The sequence below is a fragment of the Winogradskyella sp. PE311 genome (genome assembly GCF_046545555.1).
Lineage (GTDB): Bacteria > Bacteroidota > Bacteroidia > Flavobacteriales > Flavobacteriaceae > Winogradskyella.
Genome location: NZ_JBHZTH010000003.1, coordinates 215,761 through 230,055, shown reverse-complemented (window position 1 = coordinate 230,055; position 14,295 = coordinate 215,761). Strand labels below are relative to the sequence as shown.

Here is a 14,295-nt window from a genome sequence, read left to right as displayed (position 1 = left end):
GTGAAATCAATATTGAAATAAACACACACGTCAACTTAACAAATAGGACAAATTATATAATTTTCGAGAGGTTGTTTCTGTAATAAATTAATTATTAGTTGATTGTATGAGACGATGGTTCTGAATTAATTTTACCGAAAAAATCATAAAACTCTTTTAGTACAATTTCTGGGTTTGTAATATGTATGTTATGAGGCTTATTATAAGAAACATGTTTAGAAATTGTACGTTTAGAGCGCCCAATAATAGCTTCCATAATTGCTGAATCTTTTTTATCATTTATCGTACCTTTTGTAGATGTAGAAATAATGTGCATCGGTAGTGTTGTTAAGAGAATATTTGCGTCTTTCATTTGCTGCATAGAAGCTTGGATTGCTAATTTCTCCCTGGCATCATTTCTTATGTTTTTAGATGTTTTGTAATTTGAGTTAGACCTATTAGGTAAAATAAATTGGGGAAGTCCACTCCATGCAAGGTTAGATTTAATAAAGCCATTCAATTTAAAATACATTGAATATGATTCGAAATAATAAGTCATTTTTTCGTGACTAGGATCAATTAAAAATATACCTGCAATTTCTTCTGGGTAGCGATGTGCATAATATCTAGTGAACACACCGCCAAAGGAATGACCAATTAAAATATAAGGACCTTTAATATTTTCATTTTCTATAACCTTGTGCAGTTCAGCCGTTATTTGCTCAGTTGTTTTTAACTGTTTCGTCTCCTCACTAAAACCAAGACCAGACCTTTCATATGTAAATACACGGCCTATTTTAGCTAATGAATCTTTGATTTTATCCCAAGTTTTTATGTCTGTTCCTAAACCAGATTGTAATATAAATGTGTATTTACCATTACCGATTAAGTTATAATGAATTTTGTGGTTATCTAATTGTGAGAAGAGTTTATTAGATTTATCACTTTGCTCTACTTTACGATTGTATTGGTGTTGGTTTATTGTTCCATAAATAAATAATGCAATAACTAGTAGTGTTGTGGTTAAAAGTAAAAGTTTTGAAATAGTCTTTAATTTCTTCATTTCTTATTAGTGCATGGTCTCAAGTAGTTTTTAAACTCTGATTCAATTTTAAATATCATAATACAAAGTTACGATTTTGTTATGCCCAAACCGAACACTATAAAGATTCTAATTGACTATGCCAAAATTACTTAACGCCATATAAAAATATGGCGTTAAGTTTAATAAGTATTAAGCGTAAAATGTTAGAGGGCTATTCCTTAATTAGTCTTTTTGTGATGGTCGTATTGTCCACATTAATTTTTATTAAATAAATACCAGAATCTAGATGACTAATATCTAGAGTATTGTTTTGATGTTTACCAATTAGTTTTCCTGTAATATCATAAAGTTCAACAGCATTTATATCTAATTTTGTATTTATGGTTACTATATTTTTTGAAGGATTTGGATAAATGGAAATACTATTGTCAAAAGCAAAACTATCATCAATACTTAGTGTTGAAAATTGAATTGAATTAGCGCTCGGATCATTTTGAGCATAAGCATTGGTTGTACCTGAGCCTAAATTAATATTCATATAATTTTCTATAAATAAAATTTCGTTAAAAACAGGATCGCCATTTTCAACAAAGGTAATGTCACCAGATGTTGGGTTAGGATCAGCAATTATATCGAATATAACTAACTCAAAAGGGCCAGCTCCGTTTAAGAGTACACTTGTAGATCCGGCTTCTATTCTAGACACAAAATAGGGGTCACCATTTGCGTTAGTAGCACCTAAGGATTGTGATGTCCATTCTGATGCTGGTAAATTAGAATTTCCTGTTTCAAAATTACCTATGGTTAAGCCTGTTGGTATGTAAAAGCCAGCTCCCATATCTGCTGTATTACCATCGGTAACAGACGCATTTGGTGTAGCCATAAGTGCCATTTGGTAATTGTTTGTTGATGGATTTACACCAATAAAAGAAAGGCTGAAATCAAAAGTTTGTGCTTGTAAAGTAATAGCGAAAATGGCTAATACAATTGATGTGTAAAGTTTTTTCATGATTTTTTGTTTTATAAAAGATTAGGTACTGTTGTGAAAAATGGAAAAAAGTTAGAAAGCGTTCCGTTATTTGGGTGCAGGAGAATGATGTCCTTTAAAATATTAGTGTCATTTCCTGGACCTAGATATCTTACTTGTCCATTCATATTAATATCTGCATTGTCATAAGCTGTATAAGGATAGAAATTACTACTTGAGGTGTTTCCAGAATCAAATAGAACTGCATCTTTAATACTATTGGTATCATTATTTGGACCTAAATAGCGCACTTGGCCATTATTATTTACATCACCTGCCCAAAGCGCTGTATCTCCAGAATCTAAAATAGATTGTGCATTAGTTCCAAAAGTATCAAAGCCACTATCCGTAAAATCTACAATTGTTGTAATATCTTCTGCTAGTGCAATTGGATTTTCGCTCATTACACCGAGATGATTGCGGTGTTTTACAACAACGTAGTGGTCTTTTGGTGGAGCATTCATTGTTAAAGTAGATATACCATCTACATCAACGATATCTCCATCACGCTGCAATAAAGCAGACTTACCGTTAAGCAGTTTTGTATTATCGTTACTTGCGCGTACTTCTATCCAAACCCAATCAACGATAGCGTCAGTTCCGGTTACTGAGAATACAGAAGCATTACAAGTGGCATTATCTACGTAGGGACTTGAAGTTGGTATAAGACCAGCAACACGAAGATCATCATTCATAAGTCCACCAGTATCTGCATTGAGAATAGGCCCTTGTAGATAGACTATAGGATCTATTTTAACTTTAAAACTAGAGTTGATAAAACCTTCGGAAACCGAAAGTGTTGAAGTACTGACTTCTTGCACAGCGACCTCACCTATGGTATATAGAATTTGGATACCTCCGGCAGAAGCAGATGCTCCACCAGAATCGATACTGAATTTTTCTATAGATTGCCCATAACCAAAGGGTATGATGAGGCTGAGCATTATACTTAATTTAATCATTTTCATAATGGCGTCTTTAGTGTTGTTTACAAAGGTTGTTTTTAAGCGTTTATAAGAGTTTTACTTATGTAACAAATGATATAATATATGTAACAAGCTGTTCAAATTGTTTAATATTAGTTCACTAAACTATGTTTGATGTGTTATTTTATTTCTGCTTTACTCAATAACTTCTGCTTCCCAATTTCCTATTGCTATTTCTAAATTCATTGAAGTGTTATTGTAATTAGCTGAATCTCCTCCAAAATCTGATACACGAATTCTAAAATCATCTGTTCTATTATCACCTATTGCTCTAAATTTCCCTGTCAGTACAGCACCATTAAGCGGATTATTTCGGTCTCCAATCCATTCTATATTTCTGTATAAAGTAGGAATATTTGTAATGCTCCATGGACTAGGTATTTCTGTATCAAAGGATATAACGTCGCTATATGGTACGCGCCATCTTGCATATCTAAGACCATCTAAATCTGTTCCTACAAAGGAAAATCGGTAACCCGCGTCATACTTTAATCTAAGTGTCATATTCTCTAGATCATCATCTTGTGTAAATGTGCGGTCGAATCTGGCGCTCCAAATTCTTAAACTAAACTCTGGAGGTGTTGTATCGGTTTCTGGTATATCTGTATCACAACTAAAAGTGATAACAGCTATTAACATTAATAATGATAAGATTGAATTTTTCATATTGGTTGTAATTTTTATGGTTTATATATTTTAGATTTTAGTGTTTTAATTAGTGCTACTAGTCCCTTTAGAACCAAAGAGTTTACCAGCTTCTGAGTAGCCAATGCCACTAAAATTTAAATCTTCTACAGTTATGCGAGTATCTGCATCGTTTTTAACTTGTGCTTTGTCAAAACGAACGTCTAAATCTGAAACTTCGGCATTACCAGAGGCATTACTAGGATTAGATAAATCTATAGTACCCGAAATTTTAGCATCTGGATGAAATTTGCCTGTATTAGGATGGTATATGTACATCGCTGTCATTTTTTTACCATCGGTTTTTGGCACCTTTAAATGAATATTCACTTGCTCTAATTGATTAGTGTCACCATCATAAAAGAGCTGAACCGTTTCTTTGGCTTTGCCTATTTGCTTGGTAAAGGTGAAAATAGCTTCGCGTTTATTTGTTTTTTTATGACGACTTATAATACCAGAGGCTCTGGTATAAGCCCAATTTTTACCATTTATTTTACAGAGGTAGGTGTCTTTATTGGTAGATTGTTCTGTGGCTTTTTTTGAAGCTTCTACCTGTGTTGTTTTCTCTGCTGTTTGTTGAATAGTCTCATCTTTGTTTGTTTCCGATTTGCAGGCTACTAATATTAGTATAACTGCAAGCGTTATTAGTTTTTTCATGATTTTATTAAAGTTTATAAATTGTAAATTGAAATGTTGTTGGGTTTATATTTCCTGAACTATCAAATATTCTAACATCAATATCTCCACCACTCATTATAAGAGATGAGGTTCTAAAAGCTGTAGAGTAAGTTGTAATTAGGCAAGATGAATTATCGACAGTCAAGTTTTCTCCATTAACACTTATGCTAAGAACGCCAGCACTTAGGCTAGCTGTGAAATTACCAGTACCACTTCGTACATTTCCGTCAGATTCTACAGTGCCATAAGCGATTGGGATTAAATTGGCATCACCTGTTGTAGTATGCTGAATTTCTGCATCAAATTTTGCGTTACCGTTTTTATATATAGTTAATGCGTTGTTTCTACTGGTATTGCTATTACCGTTACCAACTTCAAAAAGAGGGTCTTCAGGTAACCAAACTATATCACCATCAACTGGATTTGGTGTATTGGTAAAACCTCCCATGTTATGCCTGCCAATGGCAAAAGATGCATAAGAATTTGCATTTGTATTGCTCCCTATTGCCGTAGAAATGTTTCCTGACGCAGTAGTTCTTTCACCTAACGAGGTTGAAATATAACCAGAAGACTCCGTACGAAAACCCATTGCTGTTGAAGAGCCACCTGAAGCTTCATTTCTAAGACCAAGTGCAACAGAATACTCACCAGTTGCACCAAATATTGTAGATTCGAGATCTGATAAACTTAAATCCATAGCATAGTTTCCTATAGCTCCATAATTATCTGGATTAAAATCTACTAGTCTCCAACCTGTATTAAGTTTCCTTAATCCAGTAACGTTTTCTGCATATTGAGCTCTATGTGCTATATGAGCAAAATCTGCTGTCATTGCCATTGGTACTTTTTTAAAATATGTAGGTCCAATTAGAACGAAAGTACCATCTTGCTCTATATCTATTTCTGTAGCGAGGAAATCACTTTCTTCCCAATAATCTGTAGGAAATTCTCCAGATAAAATGTCATCACCTTCTCCAATAGTTGCGATTGCTATACCATTATTATCTAATGTAACATTGTGTCTTTCTTGATAAGTAACATCTGGTCCAAACTCACCTAATGTAAAAAGTGTAAACCTTATATGTATATCTTGATTGTTAATGATATTACCGTTAGCGTCCTTAATTAGAGCCTTGTAATTAAAACCTATTTGTGCTAAGCTTGCTGTAGAAATTAATAAAGCAATAATTAAGGTTATTATATTTTTCATGATTGGTTAGTATTATAATTTATAAATAACAAATTGAAACGTGGTTAACACTTGCGTACCACTAGCATTAAATATGCGTACATTAAGATCAGCATCGCCATCTCCATTACCATCTGTAATAATTGTGCTCGCTGTTCTGGCTGCTGTAGAAATTGGCGTAATTAAACACACCGTATTACCATAACTTAAAGCTTCTGTGCCATTTACATCTATAATAAATACATTACCACTTAAAAAAGCTGTAAAATTTCCAGTACCAGTTTCAATGTCTCCATTAGAATCTACAGTGCCGTAGGCAAGAGGTATCATATTAGCATTGCCAGTACTTGTGTGTTGAATTTCTCCATCAAATTCTGCGTTACCATTTTTGTAGATGGTTAATGCGTTGTTTCTACTATTAAGGTGATCACCATTGCCAACTTCAAAAAGAGGGTCCGCACTAAACCAATTAGTATCACCATTAGTTGTAGCACCTCCTATATTAAATCTACCAATTGCGGTTGATCTGTAGGATTCTGCTTTTGTCTGAAATCCCATGGCAGTGGAGCCAACTCCTGAAGCAGTTGTCTGAGATCCTATGGCAGTGGAAACTGCTCCAGAAGCTGTTGTATTATCTCCCATTGCTGTGGAAAGTGCGCCTGAAGCAGTTGTAGCAAATCCCATTGCTGTGGAAACTGATTCTGAGGCAGTTGTGTTGTATCCCATTGCCATAGAAGCTAAATCTGAAGCATGTGTGCCTATTCCTAAAGCAATAGAATTTTCACCAGTGGCACCTCTTGTTTCTGACAAACTAGGAGAATAGCTTAAATCAATAGCAGCTGAACCTATAGGTCCAAAATTATTTGGATCTGTGCCTACTAATCGCCATCCTGTATTACCACCTTCAGTAATTTGCTCTAAACCACTAACATTGTTAGCTATAGCAGCGGTATTTGCAAAATTTGCTGTTGATGCAAATGAAGCCTGGCTTGCTGTATCTGCAAACCTTGCTTGTTTGGCCATGGGTACATCATTAATAATGGTAGTTGGTAAGGTTATAAATGTACCATCTGTTTCGATGTCTATTTCAGTTATTAGATAGGATTCATCGTACCAACTATTTTCAGGAAATGAACCAAATAATAATGTGCCTTCACCAATATTTAAAACTATAATGCCGTTAGCATCTGTAGTAGTATTTTGTATTTCTCTATAACCTGTTATGATTCCGAATTCAATATCATTAAACTCTATAGTAAATCTTATGTCTATATTTTGATTAGCAACGACGTTTCCTAGATCGTCTTTAATTACAGCTTTGTAGTTAATACCTGTTTGAGCAAAGCTAGATATCGATATAGAAAGGATAATGATTAATGTGACTATATTTTTCATTGTATTTATTTTTAATTGCTAGACTTTGATTCTAAGCGATCTAATCGTGCTAATAAGGCTTCAATAGATTTATCTTGGTCTGTGTTTTTTGTGTTTTGGGTATCAATAATAACTTGTTGCTCTTGCAGTGCTTTTATAAGTATAGGAATGAGTTCTGTATAAGACAATGCTAACAAATCTGACTCTTTTACATAATGTGTAATGCTCGGAAATAGTGCTTGTACTTCTTGCGAGATTAAACCAAGATTTCGTTTAGAGTCGGTTTGGTCTTTCATAAGATAGCTTACAGGGTTAAGTTGCATTACTTTATTAAGTGTACCATTATTTAAAGGAATGATATCTTTTTTTACACGCCTATCTGATGCTTGTACATATGCACCACTTGTTGCATTCCAGGATCCTTTAAAAACTCCATTTCTATATAGATTCAGGTAATTGGTTGTATGAAATTGCCAAGAATTGTTAGTATCTGTATTTAAAACACTTAATGATTCTGCTTCTGGTGAACCATTTTTATGGGCTATTTCAAGTACACTTGAAGGTGTCGCTATACCAATTCCTGTTTTACCATTTTTTAGTACGGTTAAAGCATTGTTTCTATTTGAATCGCTACTACCATTACCAATTTCAAAAAGCGAATCAGATTCTATCCATTCATCAACACTTCCTCCACCAATATTTAAACGACCAATAGCTGTTGAATAAGCAGCATTTGCATCCGTACTATAACCTAAAGCTGTAGTTGCTCTTCCAGTAGCATCAGTATTAAAACCCATAGCTGTTGAAAATTGTCCATCAGCATTTGTAAAATATCCAGTTGCCATAGCATAACTGTTAGTTGCCTCTGTATCTCTTCCCATTGCCGTTGCTCCAAAACCTTGTGCTCTGGTGTTTCGTCCAGATGCAAAGGAATATTCACCTATATAATTCATTTCTTCCTCATGAAAATAATCATAGTAAGTTTCATTATTCCAGTATGGATTAGGAAGACCATCAGTACCAATATCACTAAGAGTTCCCACTCGAAAGGCATGGAGCTTTGGTAACCACATAAGTTTATCTCCAGACCCTATGGTGTCATTTCCAATGAGAAAAGCTTCTGGTGACATATGAAATTTAGTTTTTGGATTAGATATGTTGATTCCAATATTTTCTAAATTAGAATTGTAAATATTATCACCGTTTTTAACCCAAGAATTATCACTAGAACTTAATGCATGTAAGGCATAAGGCACAGCCATAAATTGTGTAGTGCTTACATTCATAAGTCCAGCACCAATATCAACTTGAACATTAAGCCAATGCTCGTCATTTCCCCAAACAATGTCTGTAAATAGGTCTGTTGTTGTTCCACTTCCTATATTTAAAACAACAATACCGTTAGCATCAGTTGATACGTTAGTGTGTGTTTCTAGGTATACAGGATTTGTTAATGCTACGCCTTCATAAATTGTAAACTGTACATCTATATTTGTTACATTAGCTACTACATTTCCCAAATCATCTTTAATTAAAGCTTTGTAATTAATACCTTGTTGGGCAAAAGTTGATACTACAATTAATAAGGCAATAATTAATGTGAGCGTTGATTTCATAATTTTATTTTTTAAAAGTGGTTTTTTTTATCACTTTATTTTTGTGAGTAATATTTAAAACATATTTACCAGAAGTGAGATGATTAACATTTATGTAAATCGTTTTTGATGGAAATTGATCAATCTCGCTTTTGTAGGTTGTACGTTTTTTTTTCATACACTACAAAGCTATGTGGAAGGCAATAAGAAGACTGTGAGACATGTAACAAGAGCTGTAACTTTTGTAACATGCTAGTGTTAATAGGGTTCTTGAGAGCTTTTTAAGGGATTTTTATTTACGTTTTGCATACTCAGTTGGTGTACACTTGTAAAATTCTTTAAAGCATTTGGTAAAATAGGAGTGGTCATTAAAACCTACAGAATACCCAACTTGTGAGATATTAATATCTGAAGTTTTTAAGAATTGCGCTGCGAGCATTAGACGTTGAGAACGAATAAATTCTGAGGCTGTAAGACCCGTTAATGCTTTTAATTTTCTATGCAGTTGCATACGACTCATGCCAACAGCTTCTGAGAATTCTGTGACGTTAAATGAAGGTTCGATGAGATTTTTATCTAATGTAGTTTGTACTTTATCTAAAAATTGTTCATCTAAATTTGTAATAGATATATCTTTAGGAAGTAATACCAATTCTTGGCTATAACGTTGTTGAAGTAAACGTCTGTTTTCTATAAGTTTTTCTGCTTTGGTAATAATTAATTTAGAATTAAACGGTTTGGTGATGTAGTCATCAGCACCAACTTCCAAGCCAGTTAATTTATTTTCATCTCCTGCTTTAGCTGTCAATAAAATTATAGGAATATGACTGGTACGCTCATCGGTTTTCAATTGTTCTGTAAGCGCTATGCCATCTTTTACAGGCATCATTATATCAGAAATAATAAGATCTGGAATATGCTCTAATGCCAGTTCTATCCCTTTTTCTCCGTTTGGAGCTGTTATAATATTATAGTTGTTTTCAAAAGTTTGCTTTAATAAGAGCCTCACATCCTCATTATCTTCAACCAATAATAAAATGGGTTCGTCAGTATCTGTAAATTCTTCTTCAGTTATAACTGCTTGTTTTTGTTCTATTAGAGCTTGCGTGTTTACTTTTAAGTCTTCTGTTTTTGCTATAAATGTTTCATTTTTAAAACTTTGTTTATCTACAGGTATTACCACTCTGAAGGTAGTCCATTGGTTTGGTGTGCTGTCTACGTCAATGGTTCCTTTGTGTAAATCAACTAATTCTTTAACTAATGCTAAGCCGATACCTGTGCCTTGGTTTTGATCTTTTGTTTGGTAAAAGCGCTGAAAAATATGTTTTATTTCGTCTGCTGTTAAAACTATACCTGAGTTTTTAACTATAAAATGAAGCTTGTTGTTTTTAATAAAAGCATCACAATGTACAGATCCATTTTCTGGTGTATATTTTATAGCATTAGAGATGAGGTTTACAATGATTTTTTCAAGAGCATCTCTATCAAAACAGACGTTTTCGGTGTGTGGATTTATATGTAATTTATACTTAATTTGTTTTTGTTTAGCTGCATGATTAAAAGATTCAGTTAATGCTGCTACAAGTGTTATTATATTCGCATTCTGAATATGTAATTTTAGTTGGTTAGCATCAATTTTTGATAAATCCAAAATTTGATTTACTAAAGCTAATAAACGGTCTGAGTTTCTTTTGGCTGTTATAAATTGTTCTCGTTTTACTTCGGAAATGGTATCGTCGTTTAAAGTAGTTTCAATCGGATTTGCAATTAGTGTTAAAGGTGTACGAAACTCATGTGAAATGTTAGCGAAGAAGTTAGATTTAATAGCATCTAATTCTTTTAGTTTGTTATTTGTTTTTTTACGGTTTCTAAACAAAACAAATAAAAATAATCCAGCAAGTGAAGTAATAGTTATTCCCCCAATAAATATATTACGTTGACTTTTTTGTTTTTGATTTATAAATTTATTTTCAGACTCTAATAAAGCAATTTCTTGTTCTTTTTTATCATTTTGGTATTTAGCTTCCAAATCACGCGTCTCTTGGGCTATTTTTTGTTGATCGATTTTCTTTTGTAATTCTATCTTTAAATCATAGTATGTTGCAAGTCTCTTATAATTTTTATTCTTTTTATAAACTGTTATTAATCCGTCAGTATTTTGCAAAATACGGCCATTATCATTAACTAGTTTATTTTTTTCAATAGCTAGTTTATAATACTTTTCTGCTTTTAGTAATTGATTGCTAGTTTCATAAAAGTACCCTAAATAGCCTAGTCCAGAACGCTCATAGAAGTCATTTTTATTTTGTACAGCTAAGTCATAGTAAAGAAGGTAATCTTTTTCAGCAGCTTTATATTTTTCCATTTGAAGAAAAAGGTATCCTCTTACAATAATTGCATAAGAATAAGAATTTTCATTAGCCATATGTACTTTATGGTATGCAATAGATTCGTTAAGTAGTTTTAAAGCTTTATTATAATCTTTAAAGGATGTATATGCTTGTGCGATGGCAATGTTCGCTTCTTGTACTCCATTTTCGTTACCGAGTTTTTTATTGATCTCCTTCGCTTTAATATAATATCTAATAGCGTCCTTATAGCCATTACTTTTTCTAACGCTAAATCCTAAATAGTTGTTAATGGTGGCTCTTATTTTAGAAACTCTTAATTTAGAATCATTTTCGCAAATGGAATCCGCTCTAGAGTAAAATTTAAATGCTTTATCGTAATCATATGTCTGATTCCATATATTTCCAATAGAAATATATGCTGAAACTATTTTATGATTCTTTGAATATTTCTTTGCAATTTTTATTGATTTATTATGATAATATATTGCCGAGTCGTAGAGTGATTTTTTTGAAAATTCATCACCAATTAGTTGAATTATATGATAACTGTAGGAATAATTTTCTGGTAGAATTTTGAAGGCTTTTTTGTATTCTAATATCGCAGAATCAGAATTAAATTTAGATTTTTTCCAACGTGCCGTTTTAAGATATGATTTGTAGATACCATAATTAAAGTTTGTTTCTTTAGAAAATGATAATGCTTTTTCATATCCCTTGAGCTGTAAAATACTATCAGTTTCTTTATCAGCTTTAGAAATAACATTTATGAATTGTATAGAATCTTGTTTTTTATTTTGACTTGTTATTGTTAACGTTACTATTAATAAAACTATGAGACTAAAATATTTCATAAAACGTAATTGGTTTTAAATATAGACAATAATATGAAAATGAATGACTTATAGTTATAACTATTGTAACATTAGCTGTTACAAACGTAACATTGAGAAAATATATAGAAAAATTAATATGTTACCGCTTCAAAGCAAAATGACCAGTATAAGATCTACCGTCTATAAACTTTGCGATGTACCAATAATCACTGCTAGGTAAGACTTTACTATTTAAGCGTCCATCCCAACTTCTTTGTTGCGAGTTTAAAACAGTAATTAATTTACCAAACCGATCAAAAATCCTAATATATTCTAGGGTGTCAAACTGCGTATCAAACCCTAGTACTTGCCAAAAGTCATTAACATCGTCACCGTTTGGTGTAAAGAAATTTGGAAAACCGATAACAGAAATTTCTTCTTCAATAGTACCACAGCCATTTCTGTCTCTCACGTATATTGTATGATAGCCTTCAGTAACATTTAAGAATACATTACTCTCTTGATAGAATCCATTAATATCGTCTATCGCATAATCGTAAAACCCATTTCCTGAAACATTTACAGTAACAGAGTTATGAGGTGAAACGCCATCAACGTCTATACTGTCTATTGTGGCAATTTCTGATGGGTTTAGTATGATTGTTCTATTGGCAGAACACCCATTTGGATCTGTAACTACAACTGTGTAAGTTCCAGTCTCATTGGCATCATAGAAAGAGGTTGTGACATTGGTTAATAACCCATTAAAAGACCACTCGTAGAAATAGTTATTAGGTAAATCATTAAGTACACCACCAAAAATTGTAATGGTTTCAGGGAAGGCATTTAGACAATAGAATATTGATGCGTCTGGTTCTAAAATCGGAGTAAAGAGTACAGTCAAATTTACACTAGCTAAACTAAAGCACTGATTGTTATTTTCAACTTTTACAAATAGGGTTTGTACATCGATACTCGTGTTGGTATATGCATTTGGAAGTTGATTAGTTCCGCTTAAAGCATCTGCTTCAATTTCATAATAACTAACGTTTGCACCTGTCGGAATTTGATTAATGATGGAAGCCTCAATATCACTTAAAGTAAAATTTGCAAAGCCATCAATAACGGCTCCATCGCAGGCTTCTAAATCCGGAATTGTTATACTGTTATTAGATGTTTGTAATTCTAATTGCGCAATAGCGACGCAATTTGCAGGATTTATAATTCTTGCATAAACGATTTGATTCGGAAAAGAATTTTCGAAACTCGTTGCTGCTGCAATAGGATTTGTATTATTTAACGCGTCTGCTTCAGTTAAGAAAAAGTCTGTAATAACGATTGTAGTATCATTATTAATTAAATCTTCTGTAGCATCAAAAAGATTGTAGGTGGTTAATCCATCTTGATTAAGATCACATTCAATTAAAACGGAATTTTGAACTATTGGAACAGGAGCATATTCAATGACGACGTCTCCAAAAGAAATACAGGTGTTATTAAGACCCACTTCTACCGTATAAGTTCCTGGTTCTGTCACCTCATAAATACCACAATTAATACAACCACTTGGTGTAGATTGTACTAAAACGCCATCTCTAAACCAATCAAAAGATGGAGATCCGGCTTGGTTGGCATTAAGCTCTAAGGTTTCTCCTTCGCAAAGTGAATTACCAGTTGCAATTAAACGGTTTGGACCTAAATCTGTAGAGAGCTGAAAGCTACCTGCTTCTAAAAAAACTGCGCTGTCAAATCTAAAATTCTGCTCATCAGCGATTACTAACTTAACGTGATAACTGACATTAGGAATAATATTAGCAGTAGCGTTTAAAACGGCCGTTTGTCCATTAAAATTAATGGGCGAAATGGTTCCGTTATAAGTACCAAAATAAGTTTCATTTTCTGGAGGACAACTTCCAGGAACGCCTGGTGTTACTGTCGTAGCTTTTACAGGAATGTTTGTGTCTGGCACTAGAGCAATATTTTCATACTGATTTTGCCCTGCTGTAGGACGTATTAGAAAGCCGAATAAGTCAGAAAAATTGCAACTGTTAGGATTATTTTCTTGATATTCTTCTGAGGCAAACAAATATCTAAAACTCACTTGCGTAGCTACAGAGGTAAAATCGAATTCTAAAATTGTGGCATTAAAAGTTCCTGTTTCATTTAATGCAAGTTCTAAATCACTGTCTCCAAGCCAATTAGGCGCATCGTCATCACTGAGGTTATTATTTGGCCCTGGTACATTAACGAGTCTTCCAGTACTCATTACAATGCCGCTTTGAAAAGGAAACGTTGTACCTGTTGCATCAAAAAATCCATAACTTTGGTCAGTTCCTCCAAAATCACCTCCGACAACGTTGGTTACATTAACATTAGTAATACAATCACTATCAATTAAGACATCTTCAATGAGTTGTTGTGGTGTAAAAGTTTGACTATCTACCGTAATGTTTTGACTATATGTTAATAGTGAACATAGAAAGAATACTAAAATAATACCTTTATTCATCTCTAATTTTAGGGAGTGCAAATATAGGCATCAATTGAATGCTAAAATTTAAAGAAGATGTTAAAG

Annotated in this window: 10 protein-coding genes; all 10 read right to left on the bottom strand. The window is 33.1% G+C overall.

Features of this window, described 5'->3' with window-relative positions:
- Positions 1 to 94 precede the first annotated feature (94 nt).
- The 10 genes from ACFWU4_RS12195 to ACFWU4_RS12150 all read right to left on the bottom strand — a co-directional run bounded on the left by ACFWU4_RS12195 (position 95) and on the right by ACFWU4_RS12150 (position 14,229).
- Positions 95 to 1,042 carry an alpha/beta fold hydrolase gene (locus ACFWU4_RS12195; RefSeq protein WP_411128255.1) on the bottom strand — a complete coding sequence of 316 codons (948 nt, stop codon included), beginning with the start codon at positions 1,040 to 1,042 and terminating at the stop codon, positions 95 to 97.
- A 193-nt stretch (positions 1,043 to 1,235) separates the two neighbouring features.
- Entirely contained in the window at positions 1,236 to 2,033 is a 798-nt protein-coding gene (locus tag ACFWU4_RS12190; RefSeq protein ID WP_411128253.1) for a T9SS type A sorting domain-containing protein, read from the bottom strand.
- Between the two features lie 11 nt (positions 2,034 to 2,044).
- A complete protein-coding gene (locus ACFWU4_RS12185) occupies positions 2,045 to 3,019 on the bottom strand; it encodes a hemagglutinin protein (protein WP_411128251.1) in 975 nt (324 codons plus the stop codon).
- Positions 3,020 to 3,172: 153 nt separating this feature from the next.
- Positions 3,173 to 3,703 carry a hypothetical protein gene (locus ACFWU4_RS12180; protein ID WP_411128249.1) on the bottom strand — a complete coding sequence of 177 codons (531 nt, stop codon included), beginning with the start codon at positions 3,701 to 3,703 and terminating at the stop codon, positions 3,173 to 3,175.
- A 45-nt stretch (positions 3,704 to 3,748) separates the two neighbouring features.
- On the bottom strand, positions 3,749 to 4,378 hold the full coding sequence (locus tag ACFWU4_RS12175) for a hypothetical protein (RefSeq protein ID WP_411128247.1): 630 nt from the start codon (positions 4,376 to 4,378) through the stop codon (positions 3,749 to 3,751).
- 7 nt (positions 4,379 to 4,385) lie between these two features.
- Complete coding sequence (locus tag ACFWU4_RS12170; RefSeq protein ID WP_411128245.1) at positions 4,386 to 5,609, bottom strand: hypothetical protein; 1,224 nt, start codon at positions 5,607 to 5,609, stop codon at positions 4,386 to 4,388.
- Between the two features lie 12 nt (positions 5,610 to 5,621).
- Positions 5,622 to 6,983, bottom strand: a complete 1,362-nt coding sequence (locus tag ACFWU4_RS12165; RefSeq protein WP_411128243.1) for a hypothetical protein — start codon at positions 6,981 to 6,983, stop codon at positions 5,622 to 5,624.
- 11 nt (positions 6,984 to 6,994) lie between these two features.
- Complete coding sequence (locus tag ACFWU4_RS12160) at positions 6,995 to 8,578, bottom strand: tail fiber domain-containing protein (RefSeq protein WP_411128241.1); 1,584 nt, start codon at positions 8,576 to 8,578, stop codon at positions 6,995 to 6,997.
- Positions 8,579 to 8,849: 271 nt separating this feature from the next.
- A complete protein-coding gene (locus tag ACFWU4_RS12155; RefSeq protein WP_411128239.1) occupies positions 8,850 to 11,759 on the bottom strand; it encodes a response regulator in 2,910 nt (969 codons plus the stop codon).
- A gap of 121 nt (positions 11,760 to 11,880) precedes the next feature.
- Positions 11,881 to 14,229, bottom strand: a complete 2,349-nt coding sequence (locus ACFWU4_RS12150; protein ID WP_411128237.1) for a choice-of-anchor L domain-containing protein — start codon at positions 14,227 to 14,229, stop codon at positions 11,881 to 11,883.
- Positions 14,230 to 14,295: the final 66 nt, after the last annotated feature.

What these genes read in the sequence shown, in the direction of transcription:
- ACFWU4_RS12195 (WP_411128255.1), bottom strand. Translation starts at nt 1,042, where the DNA reads ATGAAGAAATTAAAGACTATTTCAAAACTTTTACTTTTAACCACAACA.
- ACFWU4_RS12160 (WP_411128241.1), bottom strand. Translation starts at nt 8,578, where the DNA reads ATGAAATCAACGCTCACATTAATTATTGCCTTATTAATTGTAGTATCA.
- ACFWU4_RS12165 (WP_411128243.1), bottom strand. Translation starts at nt 6,983, where the DNA reads ATGAAAAATATAGTCACATTAATCATTATCCTTTCTATATCGATATCT.
- ACFWU4_RS12150 (WP_411128237.1), bottom strand. Translation starts at nt 14,229, where the DNA reads ATGAATAAAGGTATTATTTTAGTATTCTTTCTATGTTCACTATTAACA.
- ACFWU4_RS12185 (WP_411128251.1), bottom strand. Translation starts at nt 3,019, where the DNA reads ATGAAAATGATTAAATTAAGTATAATGCTCAGCCTCATCATACCCTTT.
- ACFWU4_RS12190 (WP_411128253.1), bottom strand. Translation starts at nt 2,033, where the DNA reads ATGAAAAAACTTTACACATCAATTGTATTAGCCATTTTCGCTATTACT.
- ACFWU4_RS12175 (WP_411128247.1), bottom strand. Translation starts at nt 4,378, where the DNA reads ATGAAAAAACTAATAACGCTTGCAGTTATACTAATATTAGTAGCCTGC.
- ACFWU4_RS12170 (WP_411128245.1), bottom strand. Translation starts at nt 5,609, where the DNA reads ATGAAAAATATAATAACCTTAATTATTGCTTTATTAATTTCTACAGCA.
- ACFWU4_RS12155 (WP_411128239.1), bottom strand. Translation starts at nt 11,759, where the DNA reads ATGAAATATTTTAGTCTCATAGTTTTATTAATAGTAACGTTAACAATA.
- ACFWU4_RS12180 (WP_411128249.1), bottom strand. Translation starts at nt 3,703, where the DNA reads ATGAAAAATTCAATCTTATCATTATTAATGTTAATAGCTGTTATCACT.